Origin of the sequence: Nocardioides dubius (genome assembly GCF_039528155.1) — a bacterium.
Taxonomy (GTDB): Bacteria; Actinomycetota; Actinomycetes; order Propionibacteriales; family Nocardioidaceae; genus Nocardioides; species Nocardioides dubius.
Genome location: NZ_BAAALG010000009.1, coordinates 147,643 through 166,060 on the forward strand (window position 1 = coordinate 147,643; position 18,418 = coordinate 166,060).

Below are 18,418 nucleotides of genomic sequence, written 5' to 3' on the forward strand. Positions count from 1 at the left end.
CGGGTCACTCCCGGCTGGCGGCGAGGTCCGCCTCGAGCTCCGCCTCGAGCTCGGCGCGGTCGAAGCCGAGCGCCGTGATCGCGTCGTCCAGCTCGGTGCGCCGACCGGTGTCGGTGAGCTCGCGCGCCAACACCAACGAGGCATGCATCAGGTCGATCCGGAGCCGGCGGATCTCCTCGAAGTGCTCGACCGAGACGACTGCCGCAACCGGGCGGCCATGACGCTCGACGATGATGTCCTCGCCCCGCTCTGCGTCCTTGACCAGGCCGGCGACCCCGCGGCCCGTCGCCGCAGTGACCGAGAGGGTCCGCTCCGGGTGCGCGTCAGCAGGCATGGCCATACAAAAACTGTACAGAAAACCATCCAGATCGCAAGGTGGGTGGCATTGGTCCGCGGCAGGCTCCGGCTGTGCGGCGCGCCCGGTGGGGCTGCGCCGACGACCAGATCGGTGCTGCCCAATGAAGAGGCCCCCCACGACGCAAGACGACGTTGGGGGCCTCCCTCACGACCAGCCCGGCTCAGGCACCCCGGAAGCGCCGCAGCCGCAGGCTGTTGGTGACCACGAAGACCGACGAGAACGCCATCGCCGCACCGGCCAGCATCGGGTTCAGCAGACCGGCCGCCGCCAACGGAAGCGCAGCCACGTTGTAGGCGAACGCCCAGAACAGGTTGCCCTTGATGGTGGCCAGCGTGCGCCGCGACAGCCGGATCGCGTCCGCCGCCGAGCGCAGGTCACCGCGGACCAGGGTCAGGTCACTGGCCTCGATCGCGATGTCGGTGCCGGTGCCCATCGCCAGGCCCAGGTCGGCCTGGGCCAGTGCCGGGGCGTCGTTGACGCCGTCGCCGACCATCGCGACGACGCGCCCCTCCCCCTGCAGCCGCTTGACCACGTCGACCTTCTCGCTCGGCAGCACCTCGGCGACGACGTCATCGGCGTCGATGCCGACCTCGGCCGCCACCGTGCGGGCCACCGCGGCGTTGTCGCCGGTGAGCAGCACCGGCCGCAGCCCGAGCTCGCGGAACTGGGCGATCGCCTCGGCGGAGGTGGGCTTGATCGCGTCGGCGACCACCACCACGCCCCGGGCCGCCCCGTCCCAGCCGACCGCGACCGCTGTGCCGCCCTGCTCCTGGGCGGCTGCCAGCGCAGCGCTCAGCTCCGCGTCCAGGTGCTGCGACCACTCCTCGAGCAGCCGCGGCCGACCGACCAGGACGGCGTGGCTCCGCTGCTCGCTGCCGGGCTCGCCGTCGAGGATCACGCCCTGCACGCCCAGCCCCTCGACGTTGCTGAACTCCGCGACCTCGGGCAGCGGACCGGTGCGCTCGCGCGCAGCGGTCGCGATCGCCGCGGCGATCGGGTGCTCGGAGGCCGCCTCCAGTGCGCCGGCCAACCGGAGCACCTGCTCCTCGCTCTCACCGGCCGCGACGTGCACCGCACGCAGCGCCATCTGGCCGGTGGTCACGGTGCCGGTCTTGTCGAGCACGATGGTGTCGACGCTGCGGGTGGACTCCAGCACCTCGGGGCCCTTGATCAGGATGCCGAGCTGCGCACCGCGACCCGTGCCGACCATCAGCGCGGTCGGCGTGGCCAGGCCCAGGGCGCACGGGCAGGCGATGATCAGCACCGCCACCGCAGCGGTGAAGGCGGCGGTCACGCCGCTGCCGGCACCGATCCAGAAGCCGAGGGTGCCGGCTGCCAGGAGCAGCACGATCGGCACGAAGATCCCCGAGATCCGGTCGGCCAGGCGCTGCGCCTGGGCCTTCCCGTTCTGGGCGTCCTCGACCAGACGGGCCATCTGCGCCAGCTGCGTGTCGCTGCCGACCCGGGATGCGCGGACCACCAGGCGACCGCCGGTGTTGACGGTCGCACCGGTCACCGCGTCCCCCGGGCCGACCTCGACCGGCACGGACTCACCGGTCAGCATCGAGGCGTCGACGGCGGAGCTGCCGACCTCGACCACGCCGTCGGTGGCGATCTTCTCGCCGGGCCGGACCACGAAACGGTCGCCGACGCTCAACTGCTCGATCGGCACCCGGCGCTCGCTGCCGTCGTCGGCGAGCAGGTTGGCCTCCTTGGCGCCGAACTCGAGCAGCGCTCGCAGCGCGGCCCCGGCGCGACGCTTGGAGCGCTGCTCGGCGTAGCGGCCGGCCAGGATGAAGGTGGTGACACCCGCCGCCGCCTCCAGGTAGATGTTGCCGGAGCCGTCGGAGCGCTCGATGGTGAGCTCGAACGGGTGGGTCATGCCGGGGGTGCCGGCGGTGCCCCAGAAGAGCGCATAGAGCGACCAGCCGAAGGCGGCCAGCGTGCCGAGCGAGATCAGCGTGTCCATCGTGGCTGCGCCGTGGCGCAGGTTCACCCAGGCCGCCTTGTGGAACGGCCAGGCGCCCCAGACCACGACCGGCGCGGCCAGCGTGAGCGAGAGCCACTGCCAGTACTCGAACTGCCAGGCCGGCACCATCGCCATCGCGATCACCGGCACGGTGAGCAGGGTGGAGATGAGCAACCGGTCGCGCAGCGGCCGGGTCGGGTCGGCCTCCTCGGCCGGCTCGGCCTCGGCCGAGCGCTTCGGCTCGGGCAGCTTCGCGCTGTAGCCGGCATCCGCGACGGCCTGCAGCAGGACGTCGGTGCCGACCGCGTCGGCGTAGTGGACCTTCGCCTTCTCGGTGGCGTAGTTGACCGTGGCGGTGACGCCGTCGAGCTTGTTCAGCTTGCGCTCGATCCGGTTCGCGCAGCTGGCGCAGGTCATCCCGGTGATCGCGAGCTCGACCTCGCGCTCGGTGACGGGTGCGTCAGTGCTGGTGCTCATCGCCGCTCTCCTCCTCGGTGCTCGACGGCGTCATCCCGTGCTCGCTGTGGTCGCCGGACCCCGACGCCGCACCCGTGCCGACGTCGAGCACGAAGGCGGCGGTGCGGACCACGCCGTCGTGCTGGAAGTCGAGGTACAGGTGGTAGCGCCCGGCACTCGGCGCGGTGACGTGGAACCCGACCTCGGGACCACTCGGAGTGGCCGGATCGCTCGGGTCGCCCTCGGGGTGGGCGTGCAGGTAGGCGAGGTCGCCGGCCCGCAGGGCCACCAGGTGCCCGTAAGCGCCCAGGTACGGCTCCAGGTCGGTGACCGGCTCGCCGTCCTTGGCCACGCTCAGGGTGAGCATCGCTCCCTGGCCGGCTGCCAGGTCACCGTTCAGGGTGACCTCGTAGTCGCCCACCTGTGCCACCCGGTTCGGCTCGGTGACCACGTGCTCGGTCTGGCCGGGCACATGCAGGTCGGCGCCCAGCGTGAGCGCGGGACCGCCGGTGGCCTGGAAGTCCGCGAAGACCCGCCAGGTGCCCGGCGTCAGGTCGACGTCGACGCGCCAGGTGCCGTCGTCGTCGCGGGTCGGGTGCACGTGCTGGAAGCCGGTCAGATCGCGGCGGACCACGATCAGATGAAGCTCCTTCTCGTGCGCCACCTCGAACTCGGTGACCGGGTCGCCCTGGGGACCGGTGATCCGGAAGGCGATCTCGCGGGACGTGCCCGGCTCGGCGTGCGCCGCGTCCAGGGCCAGGGTGTAGCCCTGGTCGGAGATGCTGAGCCCGGCCGGCGCGGATGCGGCGTTCGCCGCGGGCGTCGCACCGTGCTGGTGCGCCCCGGACTCCGCCTCGCTCGCGCCGCCGCTGTGGCTCGCATCATGGCTCTCGGGCTCGTCGTCGATCGGGCCTGCCGCCCACCCCACGATCACCGCGGAGCCGAAGACGAAGGCGATCGCCGAGGCGAAGAGGCCGACCTTCAGTCCGGTGTTCATGCCAGCTGGTAGCCGGCTTCCTCGACGGCGGCGCGCACAGCGTCGTCGTCCAGGGCCTCGGCACTGGTGATGGTGACGACCCCGGTCGGCAGGTCGACGGCGACTTCCGAGACGCCCCGGATCTCCTGGACCTCCTCGGTCACCGAGGAGACGCAGTGTCCGCAGGTCATTCCGGTCACGGTGTAGGTGCTCTGGGTCATTTCTTCTGTCCTCTCGATGTGGTCAGGAGCGCACGAGACGCGCGATCGCGTCGTTGGCTTCCTTCAACTTGGCCTCTGCCTCGTCGCCGCCCGCCTTCACCGCGTTGACCACGCAGTGCGCCATGTGCTCCTCCAGGAGCCCCAGCGCGACGGCGTCCAGCGCCTTCTTCACGGCGGAGACCTGGGTGAGGATGTCGATGCAGTACTGGCCCTCTTCGACCATCCGTTGCAGACCTCGCGCCTGGCCCTCGATCCGCTTGAGGCGCTTGAGGTAGTCGCCCTTGGTGTCGTGGGCGATGTAGCTGTGCTCGTCGGCGGTGTGTTCGTGCGGCATGACAGATACGGTACCCCCCTAGGGTATCTAGATCAAGGGGTCGCCGAAGATCGCCCTCGCGGGCGCGGTCGAGGTGCGGCTAGCGGGTCAGCCGATCCCCGACGGTGACCTCGCCCGGCCGGACCACGGCGGCATAGACAGCCGCACAGGCCTCCCGCTCGGCTCCGAGCAGCTTCAGCCACTCCCCACGCGCGGCGGCGCCGTCCTGGTCGATGTCGATCATCCGGCAGCGCGGCACCCGGTCGACGATGCGCAGCGCCGCCCCGCCCAGGGTGACCTCGGTGCCGAGCCAGCCCTCCTCGACGAACGGCTCGGCGGTCTCCAGCAGCAGGTTCACCCGCAGCCGGCGCGGGTCGGCGTCGATGCCACGCTCCGCGCACCAGGCGAGGGTGGCGGTGCCGATCAGGGAGATCGGACCGTCGTCGAAGTGTGGCACCTCGTTCTCGGGCAGCACCCGGACCGCGGCCCCCATGGCCGCCGACAGCTCGACGTCCAGCTCATCGGCGCCGACCCGCCAGCGTGCGTCGCCGCGGGTGACCAGCACCTGCTCGCCCTCGGTCTGCGCGGCGTAGTCGAAGACGGCGTCACGGCGCCGGAAGCGCCGGCTGTTCTTGCCTGAGGAGAGCCGGCCCTCGGCGTCGACGACCGCGAACCACCGGTCGCCGACCAGGCCGCGGGAGTCGAGGACGACGCGCGCCAACTCCTCGCCACCCATCGACTTCACCGGATAGCGACGGATCGCGGCCAGGCTCACCGTCATCTCAGCGGACGACCTCGAAGACCTGCTTCTGGATGCCGTTGGCGTAGGCGGCGGAGTCGATCAGCTTGAGCTTGACCTTGGCGAGGTCGGCGTCGCTGAACAGACGCTTGCCGGCGCCGAGCAGGACCGGGAAGACCAGCAGGTGGTAGCGATCGACCAGCCCGGCCTCTTCCAGCGAGCGCGCCAGGGTGGCGCTGCCGTGCACCGCGATCGGGCCGCCCTCCCCCTCGCGCAGTGCGGCGACCTCGTCGAGGGAGCGCAGCACCTCCACCGGCTGCCACGGACCCGCAGCCACCTCGTCGGCGTCAAGGCTGGTTGACACCACGTACTTGGGCATCGCGTTGTAGGTGGCGAACTCCTCCATGCTCGGCCAGACCGGGGAGAAGGACTCGTAGCTGACCCGCCCGAGCAGCAGCGCCGTCGTCTCCTCCTGCTCGGTGCCCTTGAGCTCATAGGCCTCAGGCAGGAAGTCGATGTCCTGGAAGGTCCAGCCGCTGCTGCGGTGCCCCGGCTCGCCGCCGGGTGCCTCGACGACGCCGTCGAGGGAGATGAAGGCGGTGACGATGATCGGACGCATGGTGACATCATCGCTCAATGTGACCTCAGCGCTGGGTTGACGCCGGATTCTGCGCGCTGAGGTCACATTGAGGTGAGGGATACGCTCGGTGCATGGTCGACAACGTGGTGCCGTTCCCGACTGCCCGGCCGCGTCGATCCCCGGCTGCGGCCGAGCCGCTGTGGCGGGAGGCCGTGGGCTCCCAGGTGCGCGAGGAGCGGGGACGACGCGGCGAGCGGATCGCGGACGTCGCCGAGCGGGCGGGGATCGCCCCGCAGTACCTCTCCGAGATCGAGCGTGGCCGCAAGGACCCGTCCTCCGAGGTGCTCTCCGCCGTGGCCGGTGCCCTCGACCTCAGCGTGCTGGAGCTGACCCGCCGGGCCAGCCACCACCTGCAGACCCGCAGCTCGGGCCCGCTCTGCCTCGCGGCCTGAGGCTCCCTGTTCAGCGGCCTGTTCAGCGTCCTGGCAGCGGCCTGCTGCCCAGCACCACGTCGACGACGCCGTACTCCACCGACGCCTGCGGGCTCAGGATCAGGTCGCGCTGGGTGTCTTCGCGCACCTGGGTGGCGCTGCGGCCGGTGTGCTGCGCCAACAGCTCCTCCTGCATCGTGCGCACCCTCTCCACCTCATCGGCCTCGACGATCAGGTCCGGCACCGCACCACGCCCCTCCGCCGCCGGAGCATGGATCACCACGCGGGCGTGCGGCAGGATGCTGCGCCGTCCGCTGACCCCGCCGGCCACCAGCACCGCCGCGGTGGCCGCCGCCTGCCCGACACAAGTGGTCTCCACCTCGGGACGGATGAACTGCATCGCGTCGTAGATCGCCAGCGTCGCGGGGATCGAGCCGCCCGGCGAGTTCACGTAGAGGGCGACCGGCGCGTCGGGGTTCTCGTTCTCCAGGTGCAGCAGCTGGGCGATCACCGCGTTCGCGACGCCGTCGTCGATCGCCGTGCCCAGGTAGACGATCCGGTCCGCCAGCAGTCGGCTGTAGATGTCCACGGTGCGCTCGCCGCTCCCGGTCCGCGTGGTCACGTAGGGAATCGCATAGCTGCTCATCGGGCCACGTCCCAGCCGATCGTGCCGCGCTCGGGCAGCCACAGCTCATCGAGCGAGGTCAGCACCGCGTCCACGAAGCCGTACTCGATCGCCTCGGTCGCCGAGAACCAGCGGTCCCGCCGCGAGTCCGCCTCGATCTGCTCCACCGAGCGTCCGGTGTCGGCCGCGATGAGTCCCAGCACGACGTCGCGGGTCTGGCGCAGGTCGTCGGCCTGGATCGCGATGTCCATCGCGGTGCCGCCGAACCCGGCGGAGCCCTGGTGCAGCAGCACCTTCCCGTGCGGCATCGTGTATCGCTTGCCCGGGGTACCGGCCGAGAGCAGGAACTGCCCGGCGCTGTAGGCCATCCCGAGGTTGACGGTGCGTACGTCGTTGGGGATCAGCCGCATGCAGTCGCGGATCGCCAGCATCCCGGGCACCGAGCCGCCGGGCGAGTTGATCAGCAGGGTGATGTCGGCGTCCGGGTCCTGGGTGGCGAGCACCAGCAGCCCCGCGCAGAGCCGGTTGCCGTTGCCCTGCTCGAGCGCGTCGCCGAGCACCAGGGTGCGGCGGGTGAACAGGTGCTGGGCCAGCGCCTGATCCACGATGTGGGTGGTCTGCTCTGTGGTCATGACGCCAGCGTGCTGCGCGCCGGCGCACCGGGAAAGGGTGCGCTGCTCAGAGCAGCGCTGCCCCCAGCAGCCTCAGTGCAGCCGCGCGGGCCCAGCATGCTCGAGCGCGACCTCGATCCGCTCCTGCAGGTCGGGCTTGAGCGGCGGTAGGTCGTCGACGGCGAACCACCCGACGTCGCTGGACTCGTCGTCGGCGACCCGCGCCTCGCCGTCGACGAAGTGACAGCGGAAGACCAGGTCGAGGTACTGGGCGTGGTCGCCGTTGGCATGCACCACCGGATCACCGACGCTGACCCAGACCAGCTGGTCGACCGTGCAGCGCACCCCCGTCTCCTCGGCCACCTCGCGCACCGCGGTGGTGGCGGGATGCTCCCCGGGGTCGATGATTCCGGTGACCGGAGACCAGGCGCCGTTGTCGGAGCGCCGCACCAGCAGCACCTCGTTCCCGCGCAGCACCACCGCCGTGACCGCGGCGAGCCAGAGCGGGTCGTGCCCGATCCGCCGACGCAGGTCGACGATGAAGTCAGGAATCGGCATGTGCCGGCTCCACTCCGGCGCCGCGGGCCACGGACGCCGACCGGGCGATGCCCAGCGCGATCAGCATCTGGGCGGCGACGTAGGTGAGCATGATCCAGAACCCGGAGGCGGCGATGTCGAGGTCGGTGAAGGCACCCAGGCCGATCATCGCGTCGGAGACGACGAAGACCAGTGCGCCGTAGCCGGTCAGCGCGTTGACGCCGTCCGCGAGCAGGGCCATCGCCACCAGGGCCGAGCCGTAGACGGCGATCGCCGGCAGCAGCCAGCCGGCGTCGCGGCAGACCCAGAGCAGTCCGACCACCAGCACCGCCGCGAGCGCGAGCAGCCACGGCGCCCGGGCCACCGTGGCGCGAGCGCGGTAGGGCCAGAACGCCACGACATAGACGATCTGGGCGACCAGGAAGCCGCCGACCATCAGCAGGAACCCGTCGTCGACGAAGCGGGGCAGGGTGTCGCCGAGCCAGGAGAAGCCGAGCGCGACCAGCCCGAGGCGGACCAGTCGCGGCCGGGGTGCGGCGGTATGCAGCCACAGCACTGCGGCGACCAGCGGCATCAGCATCACCTGGGTGATCGCGCTGGTGGTGTCGGCGTCCGCGAGCTGCGCGCCGAGGTGGATCAGCGCGACGACGGCGAGGAGCGCCCAGGCGAGAGTGCGTTGCATGCCGGAACCCTAAGCGCTCCATGTGACCTCAGCGCTGGGAAACAGCGCTATGTCGCGCGCTGAGGTCACATGGAGCGGGCCACGTCGTCGCAGAGGACCGCGGGCCAGGTCGCCACGTCATCGGGCGTGGCCGCGACTTGGAGCGTCGCCTGAGGCAGCAGCGCGCAGAGCCGCTCCGCGGTGGAGACCGGGTGGGCGGGGTCGTCGGTCCAGGCCAGCACGGTGACCGGGACGGCGATCCTGGCGACGAGCTCCGGGGCCGGGAAGTCGGCCAGCGCGGCACCTCGCAGCAGGGTCGGCAGGAGCTCCTCGGTGACGTCGGGCACCGTCTCCGGGGCGCCGAGGGTGGCCGGCGGCGGAGCGGTGGCACGACCGGCCGCCACGAACGCCTCCATCCCGATCTCCTCCACGACCCGCGCGGCCTTGCGGTAGTCCTCGGCCTTGGCGGCGCGCGTCTCCCAGGCGGTCGGCGGCACGAGCAGGGTCAGGCCGCTGAACCGCTCCGGGTCGCGGACCGCGGCGTGCAGGAGGGTGCCGGTGCCCATCGACGGACCGACGCCATGCACCCGCTCGCCGGGGAACCAGGCGTCCAGCAGCCGGAGCAGGTCATCGGCGAGGACGTCCCAGCGGTAGTCGTCGGCCACGGCGCGCCCGGTGGAGCGCCCGTGTCCGCGGGCGTCGTAGCGCAGTAGCCGGGTGCCGCTGAGGCCGCGACCGAGGTCCAGGTCGAGCAGGCGGTCGCGGTAGCGACTCGAGGTGAGGCCGTGCAGCTGGACGACGGGATGCCCGCCCTCGTCGCTGAGCTCGACGTCCAGCTCGGCACCCGGCACCACGAACGTCGTCATCGCCGTCTCCTCTTCCCCAGGGCCCTAGGCGTGTCTCGAAAACGGGCGCCGGGGGTCACGCAAGCAGGCAACTTCCGTTTGGGGGACACGCCCTAGGCTACGGGAATGAGGCTGACCAACGTGGCGCATCTGCGGCTCCCCTTCGGCCGGCTCTTCGGCTACGACGTGGGGGTCGGGGCGCCGGTCCGCCCGCTTCCGGTCTCCTTCGACCAGGCCCGTCATGTCGGGGCGGGCGACCGTCCGGGCTCGTGGATGGCGCTCTCGTTGAGCCTGCCCGATCAGGTCGGCCTGGACGATCTGGCGACCGCCTGGCTTGCGGTGGTGGCGCGGCACGGCACCCTGCGCTCGGTCTTCTCACCCGCCGCGACGCCCGGCGATCCGCCGCAGTTGCAGGAGGTCGAGGTCACTCCTGGTGCCTGGGTGGAGCATCCGATCGCGCCCGGGCAGGCGGTCAACCAGGCGTTGCGCGACGTCCTGGACGTGGCCTGCCGGCCCTATGCGACGCCGTCGCACCGGCTCTGCGTGTTGCAGACCGCGACCGGCCCGACCGTGGTGATCGGGGCCGACCACGCACACACCGACATGTGGTCGATGCTGGTGATCGCCCGCGATCTGCTGACCGCGCTCGGCGCGATCCGCTCCGGTCGCTCCCCGGAGCTGACCCCGGTGCCCGCCTTCTCCGCGCACACCCGTGCCCTTGCCGATCGCGCACTGGCACCGGCTCAGGTGCGGAGCCGGTGGGCGGAGATCCTGCGCGACGGGGGCGACGTGATGCCGCGCTTCCCGATGCCGTTGGGCGACGTCGAGCGGCCACAGCCGGAGCGGGTGGAGGTGCGCGACGTCCTCGACGTCGACGCCTGCGCCGCGTTCTCCGCCGAGGCCCGCGAACGCGGCGTCTCCACGCTGACGTTGGTGGTGGCGGCGATGACGGCGGTCACCGGAGAGCTGGCCGGCGCACCGCTGCGCGCGGTCTTCCCGGTGCACAGCCGCTACGACGAGACCTGGCACGACTCGGTGGGCTGGTTCATCACCAACTCGGTGCTGGAGTCGAAGGACGCCGACCCCCTCGCCTGTGGCGAGGCGTTGAAGGAGGCGATCCGCCTCGGCTCATGGCCGCTGGCCGACATCCTGCAGCCGTGGGGCGGGATGCCGGAGGCCCCCGGCATGTTCGCGATCTCCTGGCTGGACCTGCGCCGGCTGCCGGTGCGGGTGGACGCCGCCGGGCTGGCCTCGCAGTACGTGGGCGCCCAGATCCTCACCGACGGCGTGATGCTCTGGTTCGTGCTCGACGAGTCCGGCCTGCACCTGCGCTGCCGCTACCCCGACACGACCGAGGCCCGGGAGAACGTCGGGAGGTGGCTCGACGGCGTGGTGGAGCGACTGCAGGCGGAGGCGAGTGCCTCGGTGGGGGGACGGCTCCGGCTGAGCGGGCCGGACGGCGAGCCGCGCGTGTATCGGGTGCGTCGGGCGCGGCGTCGCGACGTTCCGGCCCTGGTCTCCCTGCTGGCCGACGACCCACTGGGCGCAGGTCGCGAGGGCGCCGAGCTCGCCCGCTACGAGGCGGCGTTCGACGCGATCGACCGCAGCGACGCGCACTATCTGGCGGCGGTGAGCGATGCCGAGGGCCGGGTCGTCGGCACCATGCAGCTGACCGTGCTGCCCGGACTCTCCCGCGGCGCGACCACCCGGCTCCAGATCGAGGCGGTCAGGGTCGCCTCGTCGGAGCGCGGGCGTGGGCTGGGCACGGCGATGTTCGAGTGGGCGCACCGCCACGGGCGCTCCCGCGGCGCCGGGCTGGCCCAGCTGACCACCGACCTCAGCCGCGGGCAGGCCCGCGCCTTCTACCGCGCCCTCGGCTACGAGGAGTCGCATGCGGGACTGAAGCGGCCGTTGTGAGCGGCTGATGGAGGCCCTTGCTCCACTGCTCGTGCTCGCACTCCTGCTGCTGGGCTACGTGCTGGGAATCGGCTTCTGGGTGGTGGCCGGCTTCAAGGGGCTGTGGCGACACTGGCCCTGGCACCTGAGCGGCGTCGTCCTGCTGCTGCCGCCGACGGCGATCTTGAGCTTCGTGGGGCTTTTCGCCGGTGGGTTGGACACGGGCGAGACCTGCGCGATGGCGGGCCAGGAGGTCGACTGGGAGTACGCAGTCGAGCACGAGCGTGTGCTGCCGCCGTTCAGCTCGCCCTGCAATGCCGACCACGACCTGGTGCCCACCTGGCACAACGTGGCAGTGATCGGCCTGCTGGCCCTGGTCGCCGTCTTCACCGTGATGATGGTGACCCTCTTCGTGCGCCAGTACGTCGTTCGTCCGCTACGCCGGCGCGCCGCCGCCTGAGGCGACCTCGGCGACCCGGTGCGCCTGCTGCTCCAGCTCACGCGCCAACGCCCCGAGCGCCGCGCGGTCGACGGGACTCGCTGCCTCCAGCGCGGCGGCCCGGATGAAGGTGGTCACCTTGATGCCGGCCTGGTCGGCCTTGCGCCTGAGCTCGCCGATCTCCTGCTCGGAGAAACGGACCGAGATGGTCACCGAGCGCGTGACCGTGACCGGCACCGGCGTCTCCTGAAAGTCCGCAAGGTCCTGCGTGGCGTTGTAGCCGTTCTCCATCGGCGAGCTCAGTCCACGATCGTCAGCGAGACGTCACCAAAGTCGGCGACCACGCGCAGGCTCCCGCCGAGCGCCTCGACATAGCTGCGCAGGGTGCCGAGCTCGGACGACTCCAATTGACCCGACTCGATCTGCGAGACCCGACCCTGGGTCACGTGCATCCGCGCAGCCAGTTCGCGCTGGGTCGCGGCGGACCGCTTCCGGATCTCGGCCAGGCGATAGGCACGCAGCTCACGCTTGGCCTGCTCCCCCGCCTCCTCGATCCGCTCGTTCGACGTGAGCCCGGCTGCGATGGCGTCGCGCTTGACGGCCTCCCACGAGCGGCCACGGCCTCCCCGCTCAGTCATCTCCGATTCCCTTCTCCTGCGAGCTCAGCCACGCGGCATAGCGGTGCTCGGCGATCCGAATGCTCACGTCGTACCAACGCCGCCACCCCTGCGCCTTGTCTCCCGCAACCAAGAGGATCGCCTGGCGGGCCGGGTCAAAGACGAACAGGATTCTGATGTGACTTCCGCTGCGCGTCGGGCGCAGCTCCTTCAGCTTGTGGAGTTGTGAGCCCGCGATCTTGTCGACGAACGGCCGTCCGAGCGTCGGCCCTTCCTCGGCCAGCAACTCGATCGCCTGCTCCACCTTCGCGGCTGCACCAGGATCCCGACGGCACAGTTCGAGATACCAGTGCTCCACCTCGGTGAGCAGGATGACGTTCCATCTCGCCACAAGAATATTACCTTTGGCTAATGTGGCGCAATGGCCCCGCTGCCAGGCCGCCTCTGGGTAGCCAACCACCTTCCCGACCGCGGGAGGCCGTTCTCCACAGGCGGGCTCAGCCGACGGTCGCGAGCGACACATCGCCCGCCACCCAGCCCCTGTGCCCCGACGCAGCCACCTTGCTGCGCCACTAGGGTCGCCCCGTGCAGCCGAAGCGGGGCACTCTTGGCACCGTCATCGCCGTCCTGGTCCCGGCCATGTCGAGGCTGGTCGTCACCGCCGGACCAGCCTCGACCAATGTCCACACCCCACGAGGCGGAACCGGTTCCTAGGCCCGAGTTGAAGCGCCGCATGACCGCCACCACAAGAAGACGGCGACGGCGAACGAGCTGGGCATGTCTCGGAGGTTGGAGACACCCTCCGCCACCGCGCTAGCCGTCGCACCATGCCTCAGCGACGAACACGCCTCGCCTTCGAGATCGTGGTGAGCACGGGCAGCTTCGGCGCGAACGCCTTGACCCGGACGGCGATCCGGTCGCCCCGGTCCGCGCGACGCACCCGGTAGCTGGCTGCGGTGGCGCCGCGGATCACCCGACCGTTGCGCAGCCACTGGTAGCGCCACCGCGATGCCGGCTTGGAGGTCCGCGGCGGGACCGCCCTCAGGGTGCGACCGGTCACCGGCTTGCCGCTGATAGTGGCGCGGCCCAGCAGCCGCCAACCAGGCTGCGGGTCGGGGTTGGGCTCCGGCTGAGTCACCACCGGGACGGCTACCTCGGTCGCGCCACCTGGGAAGGTGCACGGTGTGCGCAGCTCGTCGAACCCCGGCTTGGTGAAGACCTGCATGCAGCTCAGCCGCAGTCCCGCGTGCGCGGAAGTGAGCGTCAGCCTCGGCGCGTCGGTCTCGACCGTCTGGCTGCCGATCTTCCACAGGTTCTGCACGTTCTGAGCAGTCGGGACGACCTCCGCCCCGGTGATGGTCAACAGCTGGCCGACCCGGACCTGCCCGGTGACCTGCGGTGGAGCGACCAGGTCGAACTGGTTGGCCAGCACCGGCACGGCGGGGGTCCGCTCGGTGGTGAGCTCGAGGAAGTCGGGGTGGGTTCCGGTGGCGGTCAGCGAGATCCGGCGTCCGACGTCCCCGGGCCCGGGGATGTAGCTCGTGCCCACACCGACCTGCTGATCGTCGGCGTACCAGCGGTAGACCACCGCCGCGGCGGGCGGAAGGAACGTCGCCGGGGTCGCGCGAAGCTCCTCCCCTGCGTAGACCGCCGTCGGCGCGCCGTCGATGCCAGGCGCTCGAGACATCCTCAGCTGCCCCTGCTGCACGACCAGGTGACCCACCTGCGCCGTCTCGGTCTGGTCGTAGTCCGGTCCGGCCAACGAGCCGAACGCCGAGACCGAGACCGACTTGCCGCGGTCTTGCTCCCGTGGCGTGAAGGTGTCCCCGTCGGAGACCTTCACACCGTCCACGTACCAGTGGTAGATGAAGTAGCCGGGCGTCGGCTCGAAGACGGCGCCGGTAGCCGTCAACGGGACCCCGACCCGGGCCTGGGTCGGATCGCCCACCAACCGTGGCGGACTGATCACCGTCAGCGGACGCACCCGCACCTGGTAGGTGATGGTGCGCTGCGTGGTCCGGCCGACCCGATCCACCGCGGTCAGACCGATGGTGTGGGTTCCCGTGTTGCTGGTGTCGACCGCCGCGCCCGAGGAGTACGGCCGACCGTCCAAGGTGGCAGCACACGAGCTGAGCCCGGTGCCGGCGTCGGCGCAGCCGTAGTCGAGGTAGCGCAGGTCGCCGCGGTTGAGCACGGCGCCCGGGACGAGAGTGCCACCGACGGTCAGCTGAGGATCTGCGAGATCCAGGCCGACTCCGTACCGGCGGGTCGCGACATTGCCGTTGACGTCGCGCGCCTCCAGCTCGATCGTGGTCTGCCCGGGTTGGTCGATGGTGACGACGAACGGACCCGTCTCGGCCTCCTCGCCGCCGCTCTGGGCCCCGGTCAACCGGTAGCTGAAGTACTCCACGCCGGCACCATCATTGGCCGAGAGGGTGACCGTGACCGGTCCGGGGTACCAGCCTTGCCACGGGCTGGGCGGAAGGTCGAGGTGAATGTTCGGCGGGTTGGTGTCGCCGCCGGGAGGAGGGTCGGCCACCGAGGGTGCCGCGGTGGCGATCAGCGTCGCACCGGCCAGCACCGCCCCGAGCACCGCGCGCATCAGGCCGGCCCTGCCGTGATCGGGCTGCGCCCGAAGGCCAGCCAGATGCCGGCCACGACGAGGCCGACCAGGACCATCGCCGGCAGGCCCGGCACACCGAGCACCAGGACCGCGCCCAGCAGGGCGGTGGCGAGCACCGCGGACGCCGCACCGAGACCGCGCGAGACCAGGCGCTCCTTGAAGGCCATCCAGGCCAGGGCGTAGGCGGAGGCCAGCAGCGGCACGAAGGCGATGTAGGGGCTGAAGTCGGTCATGATGTAGTAGTTGTAGAGGCCCTCGGCGTCGTAGGTCTCCTCCTCCATAGCGCCGGGCATGTAGTTGCCCAGGGCACCGCGCCAGCCATAGGTGAGCGCCGTGATGCCGGCCGTGGCGACCACCCCGAGCGAGACCACCGTGGCACCCACGGAGCCCGGGAACCGGCGTTCCACGCGGTGCCGCCAGACGGCTGCAGTGACCAACAGCAGGATCGCCAGCAGATAGCCGAGCGCCCCCGAGATCCGGTACGGCACGTAGTCGAGCCCGAGCACGTCCTCGGCGGTGACCGGATACTCGAAGTCGGCGTCGCCGTCGGGACGGCCCTCCAAGAACAGTGCCAGCAGGCCGAGCACGCCACAGAGCGTGATCAGCAGCGGCCAGGCGGTGAAGCCGGAGCGCTCATCGCCGAGCGGCTCCGGACGGGTCGAGGTGAGAGAGGTCGTTTCGTTCATTCCGCCAGGCTGTTGCGCGCGGCGGCCCGGGTGTCAGGTCCGTCTGTCACGACCTTCCGGGACGCCGGCTCGGGACGCGCATCGCAGGGCACGGCCCGGAGCCCCCGTGCGGCTACGGGGCGTCGTCACCCAGCCCTGCCTCGCGAGCCCGCACGATCAGCTGGGCGCGGTCCGGGAGGTCCAGCTTGGCGAGGATCCCGTAGACGTAGTTGCGCACCGTCTTGCTGCTCAGCACCAACCGGCGCGCGATCGTGGCGTTGTCGTAGCCACGGGCCACCAGGTCCACCACCTCTCGCTCCCGGTCGGTCAGCTCGGGGAAGGCCACCCCGCCGCGGGTCCGCGAGCCGGACAGGTAGAGCGCGGCCCGCTGGGCCAGTTGGGGACCGAGCAGGAAGTCGCCGTTGGCGACCGAGCGGACCGCCCGCTCGACCTCCACCGGCGAGGCGCCCTTGAGCAGGAAGCCGCGGGCACCGGCACGGATCGAGGCGAAGAGCGAGTCGTCGTCGCCGAGCATGGTGACCACCAGCACCCCGAGCGTGGGGTCGCGGCGGCAGAGCTCACGGGTGATCTCCACTCCCGAGTCCGTGCCGAGGTCCAGATCCATCAGCACGACCTGGGGTGCCTGACTCTCGACGGCCGCCAACGCCTCGGCCCGGTCCGCCGCCTCGGCGACCACCTCGACGTCCGGCAGCGAGCGCAACAGCGCCGCCATCCCGATCCGGAAGACCGGATGGTCGTCGACGACCAGCACCCGGATCTGCTCGCTCTCGCTCACGGCAGCATCACCACCACCCGCGTCCCCTTCTGCTCCCCTGCCTGCACCTCGAAAGTGCCGTCCAGCTCGCTGGCCCGCTCCCGCATCGAGGCGAGCCCGATCCCGGTCGCGGCACTCTCGTCGAGCCCGCGGCCGTCGTCGCTCACCTGCAGCAGCACCCCGCCGCTCTCCGGCAGCGCCACCCGGACCAGGCAGTGCCGCGCGCCGGCGTGCCGCTCGGCGTTGCGGACCGCCTCGGCGGCGATCTGATAGATGACGATCTGATGGGTTCCGTCGAGCCGGTCGGCGTCCGCCGCCTCGATCCGGACGGCGAAGCGGGCATTCGAGTAGCGCTGTGCCAGCAGCTCCAACGCCTCCCTGAGCCGCCCCTCGTCCAAGGCCGGCGGAAGCAGCACGCGGGCCATCTGCCGCACGTCGTCAGCGCGGCGACTCAACTCCTCGATGAGCCGCTGCACCAGGAGCGCGTCCGGCTCACTGAGTGAGGAGGTCGCCGGCAGCGCCGCCAGCGCCAAGGCCGTCCCCGACAGCGCCGGGCCCAGACCGTCATGCAGCTCGCGGCGCAGGACGCGGCGCTCCTCCTGGCGGACCTCGACGACGCGGGCCCGCGCCTCCTCGACGGCGCGGTTGGCCTCGTCCAGCTGCGCCGCCACCGCGACCAGCCCGGAGATCTGGCGCAGCAGCCGCACCGTGCGGGGATCGAGCCGCTCGCCACGCGGGGGGACCACTCGGAGCAGCCCGGCACCGCGTGGGTCGAGCTCGAGCCGCACGGCACGGTCGGCGTCGCCGGGCTCGTGGCGCCCGGCCGTGGCGACCGTGGCTCCGTGCACGCTGACCTCCACCCGAGCCAGGCGCAGCGCGCTGCGCAACGCCTCGAGGAGGCCACGCAGCTGCGGCGTCTCCGGGTCGCCGTCCGCCAGCGCCTGGGCCACCCGCTCCAGGAGCGCGGTGGGATCGGCTCCGGAGCCGAAGACCAGGCGCTCCACCTGACGTTGCAGCCAGTCGCGCAACGGCAGGACGGCGAGGGCGAGGACCGCGACCACCACGATCCCGGTGGACTCGGCACGCCAGGCCACCACCTGGCTGAGTGCCCAGACCAACAGCACGTAGGCGGCGACCAAGGTCGTGGTGAGCAGCAGGCCGACCAGGGTCCGGGAGATGGCCAGGTCCATCTGCCACGACGGCTGCCGACGGATCAGCACGAAGACGGCCGCCAGCAGCATCACCTCGGCCACCGAGAGCAACACGATGCCGACGGCGAACCAGCTCCCCTCCAGGCTGACCCCAATCTCGAAGGTCATGTAGGCGAAGGTCACCGCCAGCAGGGCCAACAGCAGCCAGGCCAGACCGCGCCGCTGCTCGGCGTCTCCGCTCCGCAGCCGGTGGCCGAGCCAGCCGACCACGGCCAGACCGAGCAGGAAGTAGCCGGGGATCAGCGCGGCGTCGAGGACGTACGCGATGTCGGAGACCCGGCCACCGCCGGTGAGCGGATGGGTCGGTGCGCCGTCGGTCTGGATCAGGAAGCGGATCGCGCTGGCGGCGACGACCACCGCACTGCCGGCGACGGCGAGCCGCCGTGCCCACCCGGTCGGTGCCTGCGGCGTGAGCAGGAAGGGAAGGACCAGTGCCGAGACCAGGGTGGCGGTCGTCCATCCGGTCAACAGGATCGGTGCCGCGATCCCGGCGCCGGGCAGCTCCGGATTGCCGGACCAGAGCAGCGTCCAGGCGATGCCGGCAGCGGTGGCGCCGTAGCCCGCGCCGATCACCAGGAACGCCCAGCCCACCGCGTGCTGGCTGCGCACCACGATCAACGCGCCGAGCGGGCCGTAGAGCAGGCAGGCGACCACGTCGATCGGCGCCAGCTCGCGATGGATCTCGAAGCCCGGATCGCGGACGTCGGCGGTGGCCAGCAGCACGATGACCGTGGCTGCGGCCAGCAACACCTGGGCCACACCGAGCACCGCAGCGACCCGTGCAGCGGCCCCGCCGCCGGGGCGGTCCTGGGCTGGCACGAGCGCGGACACGTACGACATCATCGTGGATCCGCCTGCCGCAGCGGGTGA

The 18,418-nt window shown here is 71.5% G+C and carries 22 protein-coding genes; 3 read left to right on the forward strand and 19 right to left on the reverse strand.

The annotated features are described in order from the left end of the window. Positions 1–4: 4 nt before the first annotated feature. The 7 genes from ABD151_RS11675 to ABD151_RS11705 form a co-directional block, all read right to left on the reverse strand. The gene (locus ABD151_RS11675) at positions 5–340 is read right to left on the reverse strand and encodes a type II toxin-antitoxin system Phd/YefM family antitoxin (RefSeq protein ID WP_343994490.1); all 336 of its coding nucleotides are present in this window, start codon (positions 338–340) and stop codon (positions 5–7) included. Between the two features lie 178 nt (positions 341–518). Then, a complete protein-coding gene (locus tag ABD151_RS11680; RefSeq protein WP_343994492.1) occupies positions 519–2,804 on the reverse strand; it encodes a heavy metal translocating P-type ATPase in 2,286 nt (761 codons plus the stop codon). Then, positions 2,788–3,780 carry a hypothetical protein gene (locus ABD151_RS11685; protein WP_343994494.1) on the reverse strand — a complete coding sequence of 331 codons (993 nt, stop codon included), beginning with the start codon at positions 3,778–3,780 and terminating at the stop codon, positions 2,788–2,790. The genes ABD151_RS11680 and ABD151_RS11685 overlap by 17 nt, the downstream gene beginning before the upstream one ends. Next, complete coding sequence (locus tag ABD151_RS11690; protein WP_343994496.1) at positions 3,777–3,980, reverse strand: heavy-metal-associated domain-containing protein; 204 nt, start codon at positions 3,978–3,980, stop codon at positions 3,777–3,779. Before ABD151_RS11690 ends, ABD151_RS11685 begins: the two co-directional genes overlap by 4 nt. A 22-nt stretch (positions 3,981–4,002) precedes the next feature. After that, on the reverse strand, positions 4,003–4,314 hold the full coding sequence (locus ABD151_RS11695) for a metal-sensitive transcriptional regulator (RefSeq protein WP_343994498.1): 312 nt from the start codon (positions 4,312–4,314) through the stop codon (positions 4,003–4,005). A gap of 79 nt (positions 4,315–4,393) precedes the next feature. After that, the gene (locus ABD151_RS11700) at positions 4,394–5,074 is read right to left on the reverse strand and encodes an MOSC domain-containing protein (protein WP_343994500.1); all 681 of its coding nucleotides are present in this window, start codon (positions 5,072–5,074) and stop codon (positions 4,394–4,396) included. Between the two features lies 1 nt (position 5,075). Further along, complete coding sequence (locus ABD151_RS11705; RefSeq protein ID WP_343994501.1) at positions 5,076–5,651, reverse strand: dihydrofolate reductase family protein; 576 nt, start codon at positions 5,649–5,651, stop codon at positions 5,076–5,078. 92 nt (positions 5,652–5,743) lie between these two features. On the opposite strand from ABD151_RS11705, the gene ABD151_RS11710 reads away from it, so the two are divergent. Next, positions 5,744–6,064 carry a helix-turn-helix domain-containing protein gene (locus ABD151_RS11710; RefSeq protein WP_343994503.1) on the forward strand — a complete coding sequence of 107 codons (321 nt, stop codon included), beginning with the start codon at positions 5,744–5,746 and terminating at the stop codon, positions 6,062–6,064. Positions 6,065–6,086: 22 nt separating this feature from the next. On the opposite strand, the gene ABD151_RS11715 is transcribed toward ABD151_RS11710, so the two are convergent. The 5 genes from ABD151_RS11715 to ABD151_RS11735 all read right to left on the reverse strand — a co-directional run bounded on the left by ABD151_RS11715 (position 6,087) and on the right by ABD151_RS11735 (position 9,343). Next, entirely contained in the window at positions 6,087–6,689 is a 603-nt protein-coding gene (locus ABD151_RS11715) for a ClpP family protease (RefSeq protein WP_343994505.1), read from the reverse strand. Further along, positions 6,686–7,300, reverse strand: a complete 615-nt coding sequence (locus ABD151_RS11720) for a ClpP family protease (protein ID WP_343994507.1) — start codon at positions 7,298–7,300, stop codon at positions 6,686–6,688. Before ABD151_RS11720 ends, ABD151_RS11715 begins: the two co-directional genes overlap by 4 nt. A 72-nt stretch (positions 7,301–7,372) precedes the next feature. Continuing rightward, on the reverse strand, positions 7,373–7,837 hold the full coding sequence (locus tag ABD151_RS11725; protein WP_343994509.1) for an NUDIX hydrolase: 465 nt from the start codon (positions 7,835–7,837) through the stop codon (positions 7,373–7,375). Further along, a complete protein-coding gene (locus tag ABD151_RS11730; RefSeq protein WP_343994511.1) occupies positions 7,824–8,498 on the reverse strand; it encodes a lysoplasmalogenase family protein in 675 nt (224 codons plus the stop codon). The genes ABD151_RS11725 and ABD151_RS11730 overlap by 14 nt, the downstream gene beginning before the upstream one ends. A 65-nt stretch (positions 8,499–8,563) precedes the next feature. Beyond that, the gene (locus ABD151_RS11735; RefSeq protein WP_343994513.1) at positions 8,564–9,343 is read right to left on the reverse strand and encodes an alpha/beta fold hydrolase; all 780 of its coding nucleotides are present in this window, start codon (positions 9,341–9,343) and stop codon (positions 8,564–8,566) included. Positions 9,344–9,448: 105 nt separating this feature from the next. On the opposite strand from ABD151_RS11735, the gene ABD151_RS11740 reads away from it, so the two are divergent. Both ABD151_RS11740 and ABD151_RS11745 read left to right on the forward strand, forming a co-directional pair. Then, entirely contained in the window at positions 9,449–11,239 is a 1,791-nt protein-coding gene (locus ABD151_RS11740) for a GNAT family N-acetyltransferase (RefSeq protein WP_343994515.1), read from the forward strand. Positions 11,240–11,246: 7 nt separating this feature from the next. Continuing rightward, positions 11,247–11,678 carry a hypothetical protein gene (locus tag ABD151_RS11745; RefSeq protein ID WP_343994517.1) on the forward strand — a complete coding sequence of 144 codons (432 nt, stop codon included), beginning with the start codon at positions 11,247–11,249 and terminating at the stop codon, positions 11,676–11,678. Here the strand turns inward: ABD151_RS11745 and ABD151_RS11750 are convergent. From ABD151_RS11750 to ABD151_RS11780, 7 genes are all read right to left on the reverse strand, one after another. Next, entirely contained in the window at positions 11,655–11,948 is a 294-nt protein-coding gene (locus ABD151_RS11750) for a plasmid mobilization protein (protein ID WP_343994519.1), read from the reverse strand. The genes ABD151_RS11745 and ABD151_RS11750 overlap by 24 nt on opposite strands. An 8-nt stretch (positions 11,949–11,956) precedes the next feature. Continuing rightward, complete coding sequence (locus ABD151_RS11755; protein ID WP_343994521.1) at positions 11,957–12,295, reverse strand: helix-turn-helix domain-containing protein; 339 nt, start codon at positions 12,293–12,295, stop codon at positions 11,957–11,959. Then, the gene (locus ABD151_RS11760; protein WP_343994522.1) at positions 12,288–12,665 is read right to left on the reverse strand and encodes a type II toxin-antitoxin system RelE/ParE family toxin; all 378 of its coding nucleotides are present in this window, start codon (positions 12,663–12,665) and stop codon (positions 12,288–12,290) included. Before ABD151_RS11760 ends, ABD151_RS11755 begins: the two co-directional genes overlap by 8 nt. Before the next feature lie 441 nt (positions 12,666–13,106). Continuing rightward, positions 13,107–14,876, reverse strand: a complete 1,770-nt coding sequence (locus tag ABD151_RS11765; RefSeq protein WP_343994524.1) for a hypothetical protein — start codon at positions 14,874–14,876, stop codon at positions 13,107–13,109. Continuing rightward, entirely contained in the window at positions 14,876–15,583 is a 708-nt protein-coding gene (locus ABD151_RS11770; protein WP_343994525.1) for a hypothetical protein, read from the reverse strand. The genes ABD151_RS11765 and ABD151_RS11770 overlap by 1 nt, the downstream gene beginning before the upstream one ends. A 112-nt stretch (positions 15,584–15,695) precedes the next feature. Beyond that, the gene (locus ABD151_RS11775) at positions 15,696–16,358 is read right to left on the reverse strand and encodes a response regulator transcription factor (protein ID WP_343994527.1); all 663 of its coding nucleotides are present in this window, start codon (positions 16,356–16,358) and stop codon (positions 15,696–15,698) included. Then, positions 16,355–18,379 (reverse strand): sensor histidine kinase, encoded by a 2,025-nt coding sequence (locus ABD151_RS11780; RefSeq protein WP_343994529.1) that lies wholly within the window; start codon positions 18,377–18,379, stop codon positions 16,355–16,357. The genes ABD151_RS11775 and ABD151_RS11780 overlap by 4 nt, the downstream gene beginning before the upstream one ends. Between the last annotated feature and the right edge of the window lie 39 nt (positions 18,380–18,418).

What these genes read in the sequence shown, in the direction of transcription:
- ABD151_RS11690 (WP_343994496.1), bottom strand. Translation starts at nt 3,980, where the DNA reads ATGACCCAGAGCACCTACACCGTGACCGGAATGACCTGCGGACACTGC.
- ABD151_RS11730 (WP_343994511.1), bottom strand. Translation starts at nt 8,498, where the DNA reads ATGCAACGCACTCTCGCCTGGGCGCTCCTCGCCGTCGTCGCGCTGATC.
- ABD151_RS11685 (WP_343994494.1), bottom strand. Translation starts at nt 3,780, where the DNA reads ATGAACACCGGACTGAAGGTCGGCCTCTTCGCCTCGGCGATCGCCTTC.
- ABD151_RS11695 (WP_343994498.1), bottom strand. Translation starts at nt 4,314, where the DNA reads ATGCCGCACGAACACACCGCCGACGAGCACAGCTACATCGCCCACGAC.
- ABD151_RS11765 (WP_343994524.1), bottom strand. Translation starts at nt 14,876, where the DNA reads ATGCGCGCGGTGCTCGGGGCGGTGCTGGCCGGTGCGACGCTGATCGCC.
- ABD151_RS11680 (WP_343994492.1), bottom strand. Translation starts at nt 2,804, where the DNA reads ATGAGCACCAGCACTGACGCACCCGTCACCGAGCGCGAGGTCGAGCTC.
- ABD151_RS11715 (WP_343994505.1), bottom strand. Translation starts at nt 6,689, where the DNA reads ATGAGCAGCTATGCGATTCCCTACGTGACCACGCGGACCGGGAGCGGC.
- ABD151_RS11710 (WP_343994503.1), top strand. Translation starts at nt 5,744, where the DNA reads ATGGTCGACAACGTGGTGCCGTTCCCGACTGCCCGGCCGCGTCGATCC.
- ABD151_RS11675 (WP_343994490.1), bottom strand. Translation starts at nt 340, where the DNA reads ATGGCCATGCCTGCTGACGCGCACCCGGAGCGGACCCTCTCGGTCACT.
- ABD151_RS11725 (WP_343994509.1), bottom strand. Translation starts at nt 7,837, where the DNA reads ATGCCGATTCCTGACTTCATCGTCGACCTGCGTCGGCGGATCGGGCAC.
- ABD151_RS11740 (WP_343994515.1), top strand. Translation starts at nt 9,449, where the DNA reads ATGAGGCTGACCAACGTGGCGCATCTGCGGCTCCCCTTCGGCCGGCTC.
- ABD151_RS11750 (WP_343994519.1), bottom strand. Translation starts at nt 11,948, where the DNA reads ATGGAGAACGGCTACAACGCCACGCAGGACCTTGCGGACTTTCAGGAG.
- ABD151_RS11755 (WP_343994521.1), bottom strand. Translation starts at nt 12,295, where the DNA reads ATGACTGAGCGGGGAGGCCGTGGCCGCTCGTGGGAGGCCGTCAAGCGC.
- ABD151_RS11700 (WP_343994500.1), bottom strand. Translation starts at nt 5,074, where the DNA reads ATGACGGTGAGCCTGGCCGCGATCCGTCGCTATCCGGTGAAGTCGATG.
- ABD151_RS11745 (WP_343994517.1), top strand. Translation starts at nt 11,247, where the DNA reads ATGGAGGCCCTTGCTCCACTGCTCGTGCTCGCACTCCTGCTGCTGGGC.
- ABD151_RS11720 (WP_343994507.1), bottom strand. Translation starts at nt 7,300, where the DNA reads ATGACCACAGAGCAGACCACCCACATCGTGGATCAGGCGCTGGCCCAG.
- ABD151_RS11770 (WP_343994525.1), bottom strand. Translation starts at nt 15,583, where the DNA reads ATGAACGAAACGACCTCTCTCACCTCGACCCGTCCGGAGCCGCTCGGC.
- ABD151_RS11735 (WP_343994513.1), bottom strand. Translation starts at nt 9,343, where the DNA reads ATGACGACGTTCGTGGTGCCGGGTGCCGAGCTGGACGTCGAGCTCAGC.
- ABD151_RS11705 (WP_343994501.1), bottom strand. Translation starts at nt 5,651, where the DNA reads ATGCGTCCGATCATCGTCACCGCCTTCATCTCCCTCGACGGCGTCGTC.